General features: G+C 31.7%; 12 protein-coding genes. 2 read left to right on the top strand and 10 right to left on the bottom strand.

Annotated features, from left to right (window positions below):
- Positions 1-137: 137 nt before the first annotated feature.
- Together ACZYT4_RS00170 and dusB are read right to left on the bottom strand one after the other, a co-directional pair.
- Positions 138-1118, bottom strand: coding sequence for an Ig-like domain-containing protein (locus ACZYT4_RS00170; RefSeq protein WP_463781637.1), 981 nt, complete (start codon positions 1116-1118; stop codon positions 138-140).
- A gap of 11 nt (positions 1119-1129) precedes the next feature.
- On the bottom strand, positions 1130-2128 hold the full coding sequence (dusB, locus tag ACZYT4_RS00165; RefSeq protein ID WP_463781636.1) for a tRNA dihydrouridine synthase DusB: 999 nt from the start codon (positions 2126-2128) through the stop codon (positions 1130-1132).
- Positions 2129-2343: 215 nt separating this feature from the next.
- Here dusB and ACZYT4_RS00160 point away from each other — a divergent pair, with 215 nt between their 5' ends.
- Both ACZYT4_RS00160 and ACZYT4_RS00155 read left to right on the top strand, forming a co-directional pair.
- Entirely contained in the window at positions 2344-2766 is a 423-nt protein-coding gene (locus ACZYT4_RS00160) for a nucleotide triphosphate diphosphatase NUDT15 (RefSeq protein ID WP_463781635.1), read from the top strand.
- A gap of 220 nt (positions 2767-2986) precedes the next feature.
- Complete coding sequence (locus ACZYT4_RS00155; RefSeq protein WP_463781634.1) at positions 2987-3784, top strand: MurR/RpiR family transcriptional regulator; 798 nt, start codon at positions 2987-2989, stop codon at positions 3782-3784.
- 45 nt (positions 3785-3829) lie between these two features.
- Here the strand turns inward: ACZYT4_RS00155 and ACZYT4_RS00150 are convergent, their stop codons facing one another.
- The 8 genes from ACZYT4_RS00150 to ACZYT4_RS00115 all read right to left on the bottom strand — a co-directional run bounded on the left by ACZYT4_RS00150 (position 3830) and on the right by ACZYT4_RS00115 (position 15137).
- Complete coding sequence (locus ACZYT4_RS00150; protein ID WP_463781633.1) at positions 3830-4627, bottom strand: Nif3-like dinuclear metal center hexameric protein; 798 nt, start codon at positions 4625-4627, stop codon at positions 3830-3832.
- A gap of 27 nt (positions 4628-4654) precedes the next feature.
- Entirely contained in the window at positions 4655-5980 is a 1326-nt protein-coding gene (locus tag ACZYT4_RS00145; RefSeq protein ID WP_463781631.1) for a PTS sugar transporter subunit IIC, read from the bottom strand.
- Positions 5981-6099: 119 nt separating this feature from the next.
- Positions 6100-6972 carry an Hsp33 family molecular chaperone HslO gene (gene hslO / locus ACZYT4_RS00140; protein WP_463781630.1) on the bottom strand — a complete coding sequence of 291 codons (873 nt, stop codon included), beginning with the start codon at positions 6970-6972 and terminating at the stop codon, positions 6100-6102.
- A 132-nt stretch (positions 6973-7104) separates the two neighbouring features.
- Positions 7105-9060 carry an ATP-dependent zinc metalloprotease FtsH gene (gene ftsH, locus ACZYT4_RS00135; RefSeq protein ID WP_463781629.1) on the bottom strand — a complete coding sequence of 652 codons (1956 nt, stop codon included), beginning with the start codon at positions 9058-9060 and terminating at the stop codon, positions 7105-7107.
- A 15-nt stretch (positions 9061-9075) separates the two neighbouring features.
- On the bottom strand, positions 9076-9606 hold the full coding sequence (gene hpt, locus ACZYT4_RS00130; RefSeq protein ID WP_463781628.1) for a hypoxanthine phosphoribosyltransferase: 531 nt from the start codon (positions 9604-9606) through the stop codon (positions 9076-9078).
- Between the two features lie 28 nt (positions 9607-9634).
- A complete protein-coding gene (gene tilS / locus ACZYT4_RS00125; RefSeq protein WP_463781627.1) occupies positions 9635-10870 on the bottom strand; it encodes a tRNA lysidine(34) synthetase TilS in 1236 nt (411 codons plus the stop codon).
- A 71-nt stretch (positions 10871-10941) separates the two neighbouring features.
- The gene (locus ACZYT4_RS00120; RefSeq protein WP_463781626.1) at positions 10942-13128 is read right to left on the bottom strand and encodes a SpoIIE family protein phosphatase; all 2187 of its coding nucleotides are present in this window, start codon (positions 13126-13128) and stop codon (positions 10942-10944) included.
- A gap of 101 nt (positions 13129-13229) precedes the next feature.
- Positions 13230-15137 (bottom strand): sensor histidine kinase, encoded by a 1908-nt coding sequence (locus ACZYT4_RS00115; protein WP_463781625.1) that lies wholly within the window; start codon positions 15135-15137, stop codon positions 13230-13232.
- Between the last annotated feature and the right edge of the window lie 3 nt (positions 15138-15140).

Below are 15140 nucleotides of genomic sequence, written 5' to 3'. Positions count from 1 at the left end.
TGTTCATAAAAAGAATTTTATTATTGGAATATACGAATGATAGTATTTCATTTGATAAAAAAAGAGATTTTCTAATGATGGTTAAACTCAACATATCCAAAATCTCTTATTTATATATTTTAATCATTTTTTATATTTTAGAAACACACACTACATGCTGTATATCCTTCATTTTTGGCTTCACTTAAAGAAATTTCAATTTGACTTTTTCTTAAATAACGACAACCAGCACGATGATATTTACTACCGGTTTTTGTAATATAAACTGTTTCTCCAATATTCGTATTTGATGATTGTGTTGTTCTATTTGTTGAAGAATGATGTGTTGTATGATGAGAAGATGTCGTTGATTTCTTTTGTGTAGATGGGACGGTAATATGACATGTTTGTGTATGTCCATCTACAGTGGCACTTATAGTTGCAGAACCTGCTTTTAATGCAGATATATGTCCTGCTTCATCTACAGTCACAACATCTGGATTACTTGATGAATATGTAATAGCATGATGACTGTTCGTTGTCACTTTTAATGTTTGTGTTTCATTTGGTTTCAAAGTCATTGAAGTCTTTGAAGCTTTTAAAGTCACTTCTTCAATTGTGACAGGTATATCTATTGTTGATTCGTTTTGATACTGATCTTTGACAATAGCTTTAGCTATGTATTTTCCAGGTGTGTTGTAATTCACGTCATCATCATTAATCGTGATGTCACATTTTGATAAATCTTGTACAGATAAACATTTCTCATAATCAATAGTATGATTTTGTAAAGCTGTTGCCTCTTCTTGTAATTGTAATTGAGGAGCCGTTGTATCTTCTACTGAAATATGTAAAGTTTCCTTTTTATCTCCCAATTGAAAATCAATTGTATAATCTCCCACATCTAAGATATCTTTAAAATCATCTATATCTTGACTACTGTATTCAATATTTTCAATATCACCATCTGTATCAATGAGGTCATCAAAACTTTCTGGTAATGTTTCTCCATATTCCAAGCTTAATGTATCTTTTACCAAATGAAAATCCTGTTTGTTTCCAAAAACAATTCCTATAATACATACAATAACAAATACACTTAAAATACCAATAATAATTTTTTTAATTAATTTTCCCATATTGTTTTCCCCTATTTTTCCTCAAAAATTGCTTTATCTCCTGTATGCAAATAAATACGATATTTCTCTATAATCTCTTCTAATTCTTTATATGTATCAACCTTAGAAAGAAGATTTTTAATAGCACTTGCTGACTTTAAACCTTTTATATACCATGGAGCATGTCCTCTCATCTGCCTCATAGCATTTTTTTCTCCCTCAACACTCATTAACCTTTTTGCATGAGAGAGACATTGATTTAATTTTTCATCCATTGTAGGTTCCTCTAATAAAATACCATTTTCAACATAGGCAACCATCTGTTGAATAACCCACGGATTACCAAGTGCTGCTCTTCCTACCATCACAGCATCACAACCTGTTTCATCTAACATACGCTTTGCATCCTGCGCTGTTTTGACATCACCATTACCAATAACAGGAATAGAAACAGCTTCTTTCACTTGTCTAATATAATCCCAATTGGCATGACCTTCATACATCTGTGAACGTGTTCTTCCATGAACAGCAATAGCACTCGCTCCCGCTTTTTCAATCAGTTTTGCAATTTCCACACAGTTAATGGAATCAAAGTCATATCCAATACGTATCTTGACAGTGACTGGTTTGCTGACAGCTTCAACCACATTTTTTACAATATCATAGACCAGATCAGGATATTGCAATAAATAACTTCCGGCATGGGCTTTCAAAACTTTTTGAACAGGACATCCCATATTAATATCAATAATATCACAGTTTGAATGCTCATCCACAAACTTTGCTGCTTTAACCATAGAATCAACATCCCCACCAAATATCTGGATACTAACTGGATGTTCATCTTCATCAACTGTTAACATTTCTATTGTTTTTTGATTGCCATAACAAAGTGCTTTATCACTAACCATTTCACTGACAACCAATCCTGCACCAAATTCTTTGATAATTTTTCTAAAGGCTACATTTGTAATACCGGCCATTGGTGCCATAATAATTCTATTTTTAATTTCAACATTTCCAATTCTCATTTTTTTCACCATTACACAATATAACATACTTTTTTGAAAATACAATGAAAAAGCTCTGCTATATTATAAAACATAGGAAGTAATCAAAATATCTCCCTATAAACAATGTTATATTTTCCCTCTCCCAACATTATACATTGTTCAAAAAAAGAAAACGAAATCCGTTTTCTTTTTTTCGCTATAAAGATATAATAATTCTACAAGGAGATGTTGAAATGAGCAAACATATTCAAGTTGGAGTAGGCGTTATGATTATTGATCATAATCAAATATTAATGGGACATCGATATGATCAGAGTCTTGATACAGGTGGAATTTATGAACCAGATAGCTGGAGTCTTCCTGGTGGCAAACAAGAATTTAATGAAACGATTTTAGATTGTGCCAAAAGAGAAGTTAAGGAAGAAACAAATCTTGATATTGATGATCTTGAAATCTTTGGTGTTGTTGATGATTTTCAAACTGATAAACATTTTGTGACTATTCATGTGATTGCTAGAAAACATATGGGTGAACTACAAGTCATGGAACCAGATAAACAAGATCAGTGGGTTTGGTTTTCATTGGACCAACTCCCTTCCCATATTTACACGCCCTCTCAAAAATTTATTCAAAATTATTTAAAAACAAATGAATAAAACAAAATGATTTGTCAATCATATAAACAGATAACTTACACTTTCCCCTCTATTTTTCCTCCCCATTATAAAATAGATGTAAGTTATCAAATTATATTCCTAATATTGGTAAACCCCAAAAAAGAAGGTACTCCCCCTTGTACCTTCTTTTTGCATGTCTCTCTATTTCTTTCTTAAATACTCTATGTTAAAATAAAAAGAGAAATAAAGGAGTCAACATATGAATCTTAAAGAACGTATATCAATTTATTATACATCACTCACAACAACAGAAAAAAGAATATATACTCAAATCATGGATAATCCTCACATTATTATTGATCATTCTATTATTGAGGCAGGAAATTTATGTCATACTTCAAAATCTGCTATGTTACGCTTTGCTAAAAAATTAGGATATCGTGGATATAGTGAATTTAAATATGCTATTGAAGAAAGTACAAAAAAAGATTTAGAAGCTACACCTCTTATTAATCATAATGAGACGATTTTACATCAGATTTCTTCTTCTTTCGCTTTAACAATTCAAGCTATTGGACAATTAAATTATGATCATCAGCTTCAAACTTTAGCTACTGATATCGATCAATATCCTTATATAAAATCTATTGGTATTGGTAACTCAGCATTTTGTGCCAATCAGCTTGTTTATTCTTTATATTCCCATAATAAATTTATTGAAGGTGTTGTTGATGATGTACAGTTTTCATATCTCAATAACTGTCTCAATGAAGATTATCTTATAATTATTTTTAGTGTTTCAGCTTCATCAACAACCTATACAAAATTAATGAAAACTGCAAAAACAAAAGGATCAAAAATTGTTTTAATTACAATGAATAATGATTCTCCTATCAATAAGTTAGCTGATATTGTCTTTACGCTTCCTTCAAACATTGCTCCAACATCTTCATCAAGTGTATTAAAACAATTAGATAATCGTACAACTTTATATTTCTTTGCTGAAATTATTTCTTATTATTATGGTATATTTTTAGAAAAAAAGACATCACTTTAAAAAAAGACCTCCATTATTTGAACAACCAAACAATGGAGGTTTATTTTATTTTGATGCTTTTTCTATATGATGAATACCATAGTCATTAGCTATATATTCAAATTGAATTGTTGGGAATTTTTCAGATAAATATTCGCTTAATTTTTCAATTCCAGATGCTTCACTTGTTAAGTGGTTAATCACAATTAATGGAATATGATGGTCCATAGCCCATTGTGTATGAACCCAGTTATTGATACCATCATCACTTACCAGACAGATATCAGCTCCAAGCTTAACCATTTCGACCACATCTGTACAAGCTCCAGTTCCAATACCTAAGCAATGAACTTTTTGATCAAGATTTCCAATCACTTCTACTCCAAATTCATCATAGGCTTCAATACACTTAGCTATATGCTGTGCTAACTGATAAACAGTCATATCAAATTTTTGACTGACTCTTAAAAAACTTTTTGATGAAGGTGCTGAATCAAAAGGAAGTTCTAATAAAGATGCCCATTGATCTCTTACACCTAACTCAGGATATAAATCCCATAAATCATGACAACGATAAACTGTGATATGATGGTCTTCAAGCAAGTTCATCTTTTTTCTTTGTGCATCTAAAATCGCAGTTGGAACAGTTGTCCCATTCATATAAAACAAGTTTTCATGAGTAATAATGAAATGACAATTGTTTTCAATGGCTTTTTCAATAACATCTAATGTAGCCACCCAGCACACATAAACCTGATCAATATCTATTTGTGTATCACCAATTAAAATGTGATCTCTTGTACAATCACGATTGACCCATTCACCCTGTGATTCTAAACAATCTATAATATCTTGAATTTTCACATTATTTTCCCCCTTATATGAAAATCATTATTCTTGGCTTTGAGCTTTTTCTTCCATATCTAATTGTTTATTGTAACTTTTCATAAATGGCATAAATATAATGACATTAATAACAAATAGGAATAGCCAGACAAAAATAGCTCGATAATCCATTGTTGATAAGAATGCATATAAAGGTGCTGGTAATGTCCAAGGTACACTCATACAAGTTTTATTCATTAAACCAATATAAGTTGCTCCATAGGCTACAGCTACATTTAATATTGTACAAATCAAACTAGGAATAAATGTCAAGATATTTAAAACAGTAGGAACACCAAAAACCAATGGTTCATTAATATTAAATAATGAAGATGGTATTGCCAAACGTCCTAATGAACGTAATCTTTTATTTTTACATACAAAGTTCATATTAAACAAGATAGCTAAATAACAAATAGCCAAACCAAAAATAAATGTAAAGTTTCCAGCTATAATATTTGGAATTTCTGTTCCTGCATTATATGCTTCTAGATTAGCTACTAAGTTTCCTGTGAAAATTGGTGTTGTAATGGCACTGACCATGTTATCACCATGAATACCAAAGAACCAGAAAATAACTGTTAAGGAAACAATAAATAACATTGATGGTAATGAAGATGTCGCAGAAATAAGTGGAGAGAATACTGTAAAGACTAAATTTACAAATCCACTACCTGTTACATAAATAATCAATTGATCTAATGCCATAAATAACAACATATTGATGGCTAATGGTAATAAAACTTCAAATGGACCAGCAACCATTGGTGGAACACTCTGTGGCATTGAAATCTTAACGTTTTTCACAATCAGAAAATGGTTAATTTCTATAACCGCTAAAGCAACAACAATAGCTGCAAACATAGATGAAGAACCTAAACCTGAAATATCAATATATGTGCCTTCACTCAAACTTTGTGGAACACCTGCTAAACATAAAAATACAAATAATGCAGTTAATGAATTCGTAAAAGCTTCCATATGATATGTTTTAGCTAAACGATAAGAGACACCTAATACAACATAAACAGAAATAATACCAATTGTCAAGTTATTAGGTATTGTTAATAAAGAACTCCAATCTGTTGCCCAGTTTTTCCATGCAATTAAAAACTGAAAGAAAAAGTTAGTAGGTTGTATTGTCTCTAAATCGACTGGCGGATTGGCAATCATTAAAGCAATACCACCTATAACTGTAAATGGAATGAGAATAGTCAACCCATCACGTAAAGCTGCCAAATGTCTTTGCGATGAGATACGAGAAGCAACAGGAACAACTTTTTCTTCCATGATGCTTTGAAATTTGTCAAAAAACGTTTTCACACTTTCCATAAATTCATACTCCCTTCTTGAAATCGTTTACAAGATTATTATATACATATTGAGAAATAGTGTCAATATATTATTTATAAAATGAGAAATTTCTTGTTTTACAATAAAAAAAGAATACCCTACTGGATATTCTCTAATAATTCTCTTAACTCGTCTTCACTAAATGTATACTTGGAATTACAGAACTGACATGTCATTTCACAACCATGATCTTCATCAATCATCGCCTGAATTTCATCTTTTCCGACTGTCATTAAAGCATTCCTCATTTTATCTTTTGAACAATCACATTCAAAAGATAAATCTTGTGCATCTAATATTTCAACATCTTCAAAAATCATTTTTAGGATGTCCTCAGGAGTCTTTTGTTCATTCAACAATGAAGAAACTGCTGGGAAATTTTTCATTGTTTTTTCAATATAAGAAATATCTTCTTCTGTTGCATCAGGTAACAATTGGATAATAAATCCACCACTTGATAATATTTCATGTGTTGTATCTACCAAGACACCTAAAGAAACAACAGAAGGAACTTGTTCAGACACCATAAAATAATAAGAAAAATCTTCAGCTATTTCACCAGTCTGTAAAGGGACAGTTCCAACAAATGGTTCTTTTAATCCCATATCCTTAATAACCTGTAATGTTCCATGATTGCCAACTGCAATACCAACTCCTAATTTTCCTGTCTCTTCATAAGTATAATGGACATGTGGATTTCCAACAAACGCTTTAATTTTTCCATCACTATGTGTACAGGCCATTAAAGTTCCAATAGGCCCTCCCCCATTGATTGTCACTGTCATTTTCTCATGATTCTTATTCATGGCTCCAAGCATTAAAGTTGCAGACATTAAACGACCTAAAGCAGCTGAAGCTGTTGGCCATAAATCATGTTTTTGTCTAGCTGTTTCTAACAAATTCTTTGTTGTACAGGCAAAAACACGACAATTTCTAGATTCAACCAAGCCTCTTACTAAATAATCTTTCATTTTCTATCCTCCAAAAGCGAAGTAACTAATCATTGGAATCACCATACATAATATAAGAATAAAAACCAATAATTTACTCATTGTGCTTCTTTTCATTTTGATCTCCTTTTACAAAAATAAGCACATAAGTGCTTATTTCATTTCATCTAATAAATCATCATCTAAATCAACGGGTTCATTCTTTTCTTCCACTTGTGGTGGTGTTGTATCATGATGATCATCTTTTCCATCATCTAAAGCTAACATATGTCCCGTATTATATAATGATTCAATCTGTTCATTATTTAATGTTTCATGCTCTAATAAAGCATCCGCAATAATAATTAACTTATCTTTTTGTTCATTAATAATCTGACGACATTGTTCATAACATTCATCAATGATTTTACGAACCTGCTGATCAATTTCATAAGCAATTTGACCAGAATGTGTATTGCTTGTAGAAGAATAATCTCTACCTAAGAATACAGCATCATGACCAGAATCATATTTAATTGGTCCTAATTCTGACATTCCTAGTTCAGTAACCATCAATCTGGCAATACGTGTTGCCTGTTCAATATCATTATGAGCACCTGAAGAAACATCTCCAAAGAAAATTTCTTCAGCAACTCGTCCACCCATATATCCAGTAATACTTGCTTTTAATTGTGATTTTGTCTGGAAATATGTTTCTTCTTTTGGTGTCATTAAGTTATAACCACCAGCTTGACCTCTTGGTATAATTGTTACTTTTTGAACCTTATTGGCATCTTCCAGTGTTAAACCAATAATTGCATGTCCAGCTTCATGGTATGCCACTAATTTTCTTTCTTTTTCAGTATATTTGCGTGACTTTTTAGCTGGTCCACCAATAACACGATCAATCGCTTCATCAACATCATCTAAAGTAATACGTTTATGACCTAAACGTACTGCCAGTAATGCAGCTTCATTTAATACATTGGCTAATTCAGCCCCTGAGAAACCAGGAGTACGTTGTGCAATGTTATCAAAATTCACATCATCAGTAAATTTCTTATTACGTGCATGAACACGTAAGATTTCAGCTCTTGCTCTCTTATCTGGATTTGCAACTTGAATCTGTCTATCAAAACGTCCAGGACGAAGCAAAGCAGGATCCAAGACATCAGCACGGTTTGTCGCTGCTAAAATGATAATACCTTCATTACCACTAAATCCATCCATTTCAACTAATAACTGGTTCAATGTCTGTTCACGTTCATCGTGACCTCCACCAACACCAGTACCTCTTTGACGACCTACAGCGTCAATTTCATCAATAAAGATAATACATGGTGCATTTTGTTTTGCTTTTTTAAACATATCACGCACACGTCCGGCACCAACACCAACAAACATTTCTACGAATTCAGAACCTGAAATTGAGTAGAAAGGTACATTGGCTTCACCAGCCACTGCTCTAGCAAGTAATGTTTTCCCAGTACCTGGAGGCCCAACAAGTAATACACCTCTAGGAATCTTAGCACCCATATTGGCAAATTTCTTAGGATTTTTCAAGAAATCAACTAATTCTTTTAATTCTTCTTTTTCTTCATCCGCTCCAGCAACATCAGTAAATCTTGTCTTGCTGTCTTTTTCAAGTTTCGCACGTGAATTTCCAAAATCGAAAGCTTTGGCATTGGCTCCTCCGCCTCCACCAATACTTCTCATCACAAAGAACATAACACCAATTAATAGAATATATGGAAGTAAGCTCAATATTGTATCCATCACCATATTTTCGCTTCTTGCATCCAGTATTTCTACATTAATGTCTTTGTCTTCTAATAACTGTATTAAAGAATTTAATTCTTCATCAGTCTGCGGTACATTTGTTGTAAATGTATAATTTGTTTCTTTTCCATCTTCTGTTCTTGTATATTGCCCTTCAACATTTGTGACATAAACACCTGGCATAATCGTCATTTCCGTCACATTCTCTTTGTTAAGAATTTCAACAAATTGATTATAGTTGACTTCTGTTGTTCTTCCCATATTCAATAATGGAATTAATGAACTCAACAGAATAATGACAAGAATCCAAGGCAATATCGCTTTGATTAAACTCTTATTTTTATTATTCATACAATCTCCTTTTCATTATTGATAACATTCTTCTTTTAAAATCCCTACATAAGGTAAATTTCTATATTTTTCATTAAAATCCAATCCAAATCCAATAACAAATGCATTAGGAATTTCATATCCCACATATTTGGCTTCAATAGGATAAGTACGTCCTTCTTTTTTATCAAGCATTGTCACAATTTCAACAGAAGCAGCCCCACGTTCTTCAAACATTGCTTTAACTGTTGAAAGTGTCTTACCTGTATCTAAAATATCTTCAACCAAGAGAAGTTCTTTACCACTGACATCCTGGTCAATATCCTTCTTAATTGTAATAGTGCGTGATTCTACACCTTCATAACTGCTGACATCCATATAATCAAATGTCACATCAAGTTCTATATATTTAGACAATTCAGCTAAAAAAGGAACTGAGCCTTTAAGTAAACCTATTAAAATGACATCTTTTCCTTGATAATCATGCGTAATTTGTTTTCCTAATTCTTTACACTTTTGCGTAATTTCTTCTTGTGTATATAAAATTTCTTTAACATCTTTATGCATACTTTTCCACTCCTTATAATAAGCCCCTCTATTTTATCACAAATACATTTGGTTTTGTAGTCAAATAATCAATGTTTTTTGCAATATGTGGCACCAAAACAATCGTTTGGTCCTTATTCACAAGGACAGGCCATGTTTTTCTTTTCAAAGCGGGTATTTTTGCATTAATAAACAGACGAGAAAGCTTTTTTGTTCCAGAAGAAGTCATAATGCTATCGCCTTCTTTCATCGTTCGGATTGTAATTGGATAATCTTCAGGAGAAAGAAAAACCCCCTCATTGATGTGTCCACTATCCAACAAATGGAAATATTCACAGCCAAAAGGCATATATTCTTTAAATTCATAACAATATCCCGTTGTTTTCGCTTTATCAATGATGTAAATATTATCGTATTCTTTTATGAACAGATAATTAACTGGAAGATTCATTTGAATATTTGGTTTTACACTATCTATTTGATGTCTAATTTCTTGAATTAAGGCATAAGAAATTAATTGTGTTGGCATCACATCACGTAAAATCAAATAAAGAAAAATTTCTCGTAAATCTTTAGGAATATAATAGTAATAAATAATCCCATCTGCTTTATATTGTTGGTAATAGGGTTGAACTTTAAACTCCAATTCTTTGATTCTTTGATTATGTACTTGAGCTTTTTGTAAAAGTTCTTCCTTTTGTTTCAATGTATATTGATTCAAAACTGTATTACGGACGCGATCTCTTTCAAAATCAACTTCAAAGTTCGTATAATCATCATGATAAGGGATTTGGAGACTATGACATCTTTCAAGAATGTCTTTTTTATAAAGACACATTAATGGTCTAATGACACGCATGCCCTGAACATGTGTTTCTTCTTTGATACCCAGATAATGAACAGTATTATGTCGTGATAGTTGCATGTAAATGGTTTCTAAATGATCATCTAAATGATGACCTAAAATGACACCATCACATTGATAAAGATCATAAATTTCTTTATAAAAATTATATCTTAAAGTACGCGCCTGATTTTGAAAATTACCTTGGTGATAATCTTTTGGCTGATAGGCCTTATAATAAAAAGGAATACCATAAATCGCACAATAATCACTCACTAGCTCATAGTCCACATAGCTATCATGACGATAGTTATAGTTTACATGGGCAACTAGTAAATGATATCCCTTTTTTCTCAATGTATCTAAAAGATACATCGAATCACATCCTCCAGATACACCAATCACATAATATTTTGAACAGTCTAATAATTCTAAATTCACTTCAACCACTCCATGAGGACATTATATCAAAGAAATATGAATTCCAAAACAAAAATCCCAATATTTTGGGATTATTGCTTACATAATTTTAGGACGATAATCGTCATATCATCATTGCGTTGTTCATCATTAGCGAGTGTCATAAGCAGATGTGCAATATCTTTAGGATGGTCATCTCCTAATAAATATTGATTTTCTTTAAGGAATTCATGAAAATGCTGTGAAAAACCATCACTTACCATAAAAATCAAATCATTTTCTCTTAATGTCTGTTTTTGGATTGTGGTCTGAATTGGTGAAACAATCCCCATCGGTAAAGTTTTAGATTCGATTTCAATAATTTCATGATCACGTAAAATATAGGTTGGACAAGCACCATATTTGATAAATGTTGCAGCCCCATTCACCAGATTCACTTCCATCATGTCTACCGTAGTAAACATATCATTACGATTTTTGATTTTCAACAAAGCATTTACAGATTGGATTGTATCATTTAAAGAAATACCATTGACAATCAATTGCTTCATAATATCCAAAGTTAGACTAGAATCATCGCTTGCTTTTTGTCCCTGTCCCATTCCATCACTTAATGCAATATATTGATTTTCATTCATTGAAAACAGACTATAACTATCACCACAGGCAATCGTCTCTTTGGCGCATTGTGATACACCATATTGGACATAGTAACGAGTATGATGCTTTAAAACCAAATATGTATAACCTAATTGATGCATAGGTGTCTTCATTACTTCAACATCCAATGTTTCATTAAGATAAGCTTCTAAAATAGGTATAAATTCATTTTCTATTTCTTCTTTTGTCGTATCATATAAACCAATTTCAAGATAATAGACAGACTGTGATTCATAATATTTCTTCAAATGTGCAACCTGAAAATGATAACCTTCCATATGTTCATAGATATGTTTTTCTTCAATGTGTCCAATCTCTAACTGATGTGAAAACTGATGAAAAACATGATTTAATAAAGAAAACTGATGATACAAATCATTTTTCATGACTTTATATTCTTCCTGAACACGTTTAATTTTTCGATAATCTTTACGATACTGATTCACCAAGGCTAGGTATTGTTCTGGATTTAAACAATACTGATGGATAAAATCTTCATCATCTTCACTATAACTTTCTTTTAATCCTTTGTTCATTAATTTTACCAATCGATGCGGTCCATATTTTTTATGGAAACATGTTCCTTGGCTTGAACAGTTCTGACACATATCTTCATAAATATATCCAACATATTCCAAAGAACGATTGGGTGCTGGAGCTTTGGTAAAAAGGGCTGTCATCTGATCAAACAAACGACAAAAGGAATCAACCTGTTTGGATAATTGCTGTTTAAAAGTCATTTCCTGATAACTTGAGGAAAGAACAGGTTTATATTGATGAATAGGAAGAATAAAAAAGAATAAACCACTTATTGTTACAATAAAGCCATGATATGTATATTGAAAATCTAAAAAGAATGGCAAAATCAAATGAGAAACAAAATATAAAGATACTATTGTTGCTTTTTTATGACAGTGTATCATGTAAAAAAAGAAAAGTGGCAATAAAAAAGATAAGATATCATCTTTATACCCTAAATTCATCAACAGCATCAACATTGAGCCATAAAATAAGCCCGGCAACAAATCATCTAAACATTCATGATAAATCATGACTAAGATAAAAACACGAATCAAAATCATGGTGAGAATACGTGAATAAGGGAGCAATCCCATCATACAGACAAGAATAACAACGGTTAAAGTTTTCATACGATCATGCGTTAAGAGATCTGATTCACCATGAATAAAGAGAGGTGTTAATGATGTAAATATGATTGTATTAATATAGGTCAATATAGTCAGCAACAAAGTTGAAAGTAAATCTATTTGAATATAAGCATAATAAATACCAGCTATTAATGTTAAAAGATAAGGGACATACCTTGATTTCATAGATTGAAACAATAAACAAAATTCTAAAATCAAAAAAGCCACTCCACTAATCAAAAGAATTTCATAGGGGACATTTAAAAATACAATGCCTATCACAAGTCCTGCCATATAACTCAATAGCGCCTGATAGCCACACATAAAACACACATAGAAAAAAGGCAATGTAAAAAGCAGGGATGTTGAATAAATCTGGACAATTGAAATTAAAAAAGATATTAATGTTATATAAAAGATGAATTGAAATCTTATTTTTTTTGTACGACTAGGATTAAGTATCAGTTCCATTATTTCCACCTCTTGCATCCATTATAGAGGCTTTATTATGCATTATTTGTCATATTTGAAAGACAATAATCAAGAATTTAAAAAAGTTCCCATAAAGGGAACTAATATGTGAAGTAGAAGAGAACACCTCTTTCTGTATTTTTTACACCATATTCAAAATGATGTAAATCTAAAATAGCTTTACAGATAGCCAATCCTAGACCTGTACCTCCTTCATTTCTGGCTTTATCAACCTTATGGAAAGATAACCAGATCTTTTCAATATCTTCTTCAGGTATATGAGCCCCAGTATTTTCAATAGAAAAACCATGTTCATCCAAATTGACAATGACTTGTTCATGGGGTTCTGTATAACGCAAAGCATTACTGATGAAATTTGTAATAACCATACCTATCTTAAATGGATCTGCTTCTATAATACTTGAATCCAGATATGTTTTTAATTGCACTTCCTGAGATTCAAATAAATAAGCCATGGATTCCAAAGTCTCATCGACAATATCCAACAGATCAACTTCTTCAAGATCCAAAGTCATATTTTGTGATTCCAGTTTTGATAAATCTAACATAGCCAAAACAAGTTCATTGATTCGTTTGGTTTCACTTTGAATAATCTGAATATATTCATTACGTTTCTTCTCATCTTTTTCCAGCTCAACCATCTCACTGAACCCATTGATAATGCCTAAAGGTGTTTTAATTTCATGTGTAAAATTAGAAACAAATTCTTTTCTGACACTTTCCAATTGTTGAACACGTTCAATCTCCTGATGCAAGTTATTGATTGTCTTTTCCAGTTCCTTGCTCATCTTATCAACACTACGTGCCAAATCACCTAATTCATCATGCCTTGAAGTATCTATTGGATAATCAAACTGCTTACGTGAAATACGCCATGCAGCTAATTCCAATTGCTTAATAGGTCTGACTATCATATAAGCCACAACAAAGCACATAACAATAATCAAGACAATCGCCAAAATATATGTTGATGAATTATCATACATGAATTGCTGAAATGATTTCATTGGCAGGTTTTCATATTCCTGAGTGATAAAAATATAACCTGCTGTTGCCTGTTCCAATGTCAATTCTCCATCTTCCTGTCCATCTGATTCAGGGACAACAGTCCAATCCTCCAGACGCATCATGATTGTAGAATAATATTTTCCATTATATTTATAAGGATTAATCAAATAGTACTGCGTATAGTCATAAATAGATGCATTAAATTCTCTACCTGAATCCTTAAAGCTTTCAAAATGTTTTTGAATTTGTTGTTGGAGTCCTTTAAAAGCATCATGATAATCTGTCAGCATAGATTTTTGAGTCAGGTTAGAAGAATAAGAAAGATTATCTACTGAATATGGAAATAATAACTCCATTCTTGCACTCATATAGGAACTGGCGACACCTTCAATATGTGTGATTTCACCATCAACCTGATGTTCAATCACAGTCTGATCGCCAATTTTAATCTTTTGAAAAGATAAATCTCTCATTTCTCCATTATATTTATTATAACGACCAACATGGACATCTACGGAGATTTCCAGTTGTGAATCCTGATGCTGTAAAATGATTTTTTCAAATTTTTCCAAATCACTTTGACTTAAAGATGAAAAATCAATATCAACTGCATAATTAGTATCTTCTTTTTTCACCATTAAAGATAATGATGGTCCATCCACACCATCTCTAGACATATCTAAAATGTTCCCATCAGCATCAACTAAACACTTGACCTTTGTTAAATCGCCTGATAAAGCATGACGATAAAATCGTAAAAAACTATCTGAAGATAAATCCACTTGATTAACTGCTATTTTCTCAACATAATTTTTCGCAAACTTATCAAGATTTCTAATTGTCAGTTCAGCATCCGTTTCCAATGTATTTTTAATATAACGCTCAATTCCTAAACGTATCTCATTCCCTAATACTGCCAAAAAAGCTAATAAGATAATACAAGCAATCTTAATAACCAAACTAAAATTTATTTTTTTCATAGT

The sequence above is a fragment of the Massilimicrobiota sp. mt181 genome (assembly GCF_055420065.1).
Note: the sequence above shows the minus strand (reverse complement) of the source record. Positions and strands in the feature narration are given on the sequence as shown.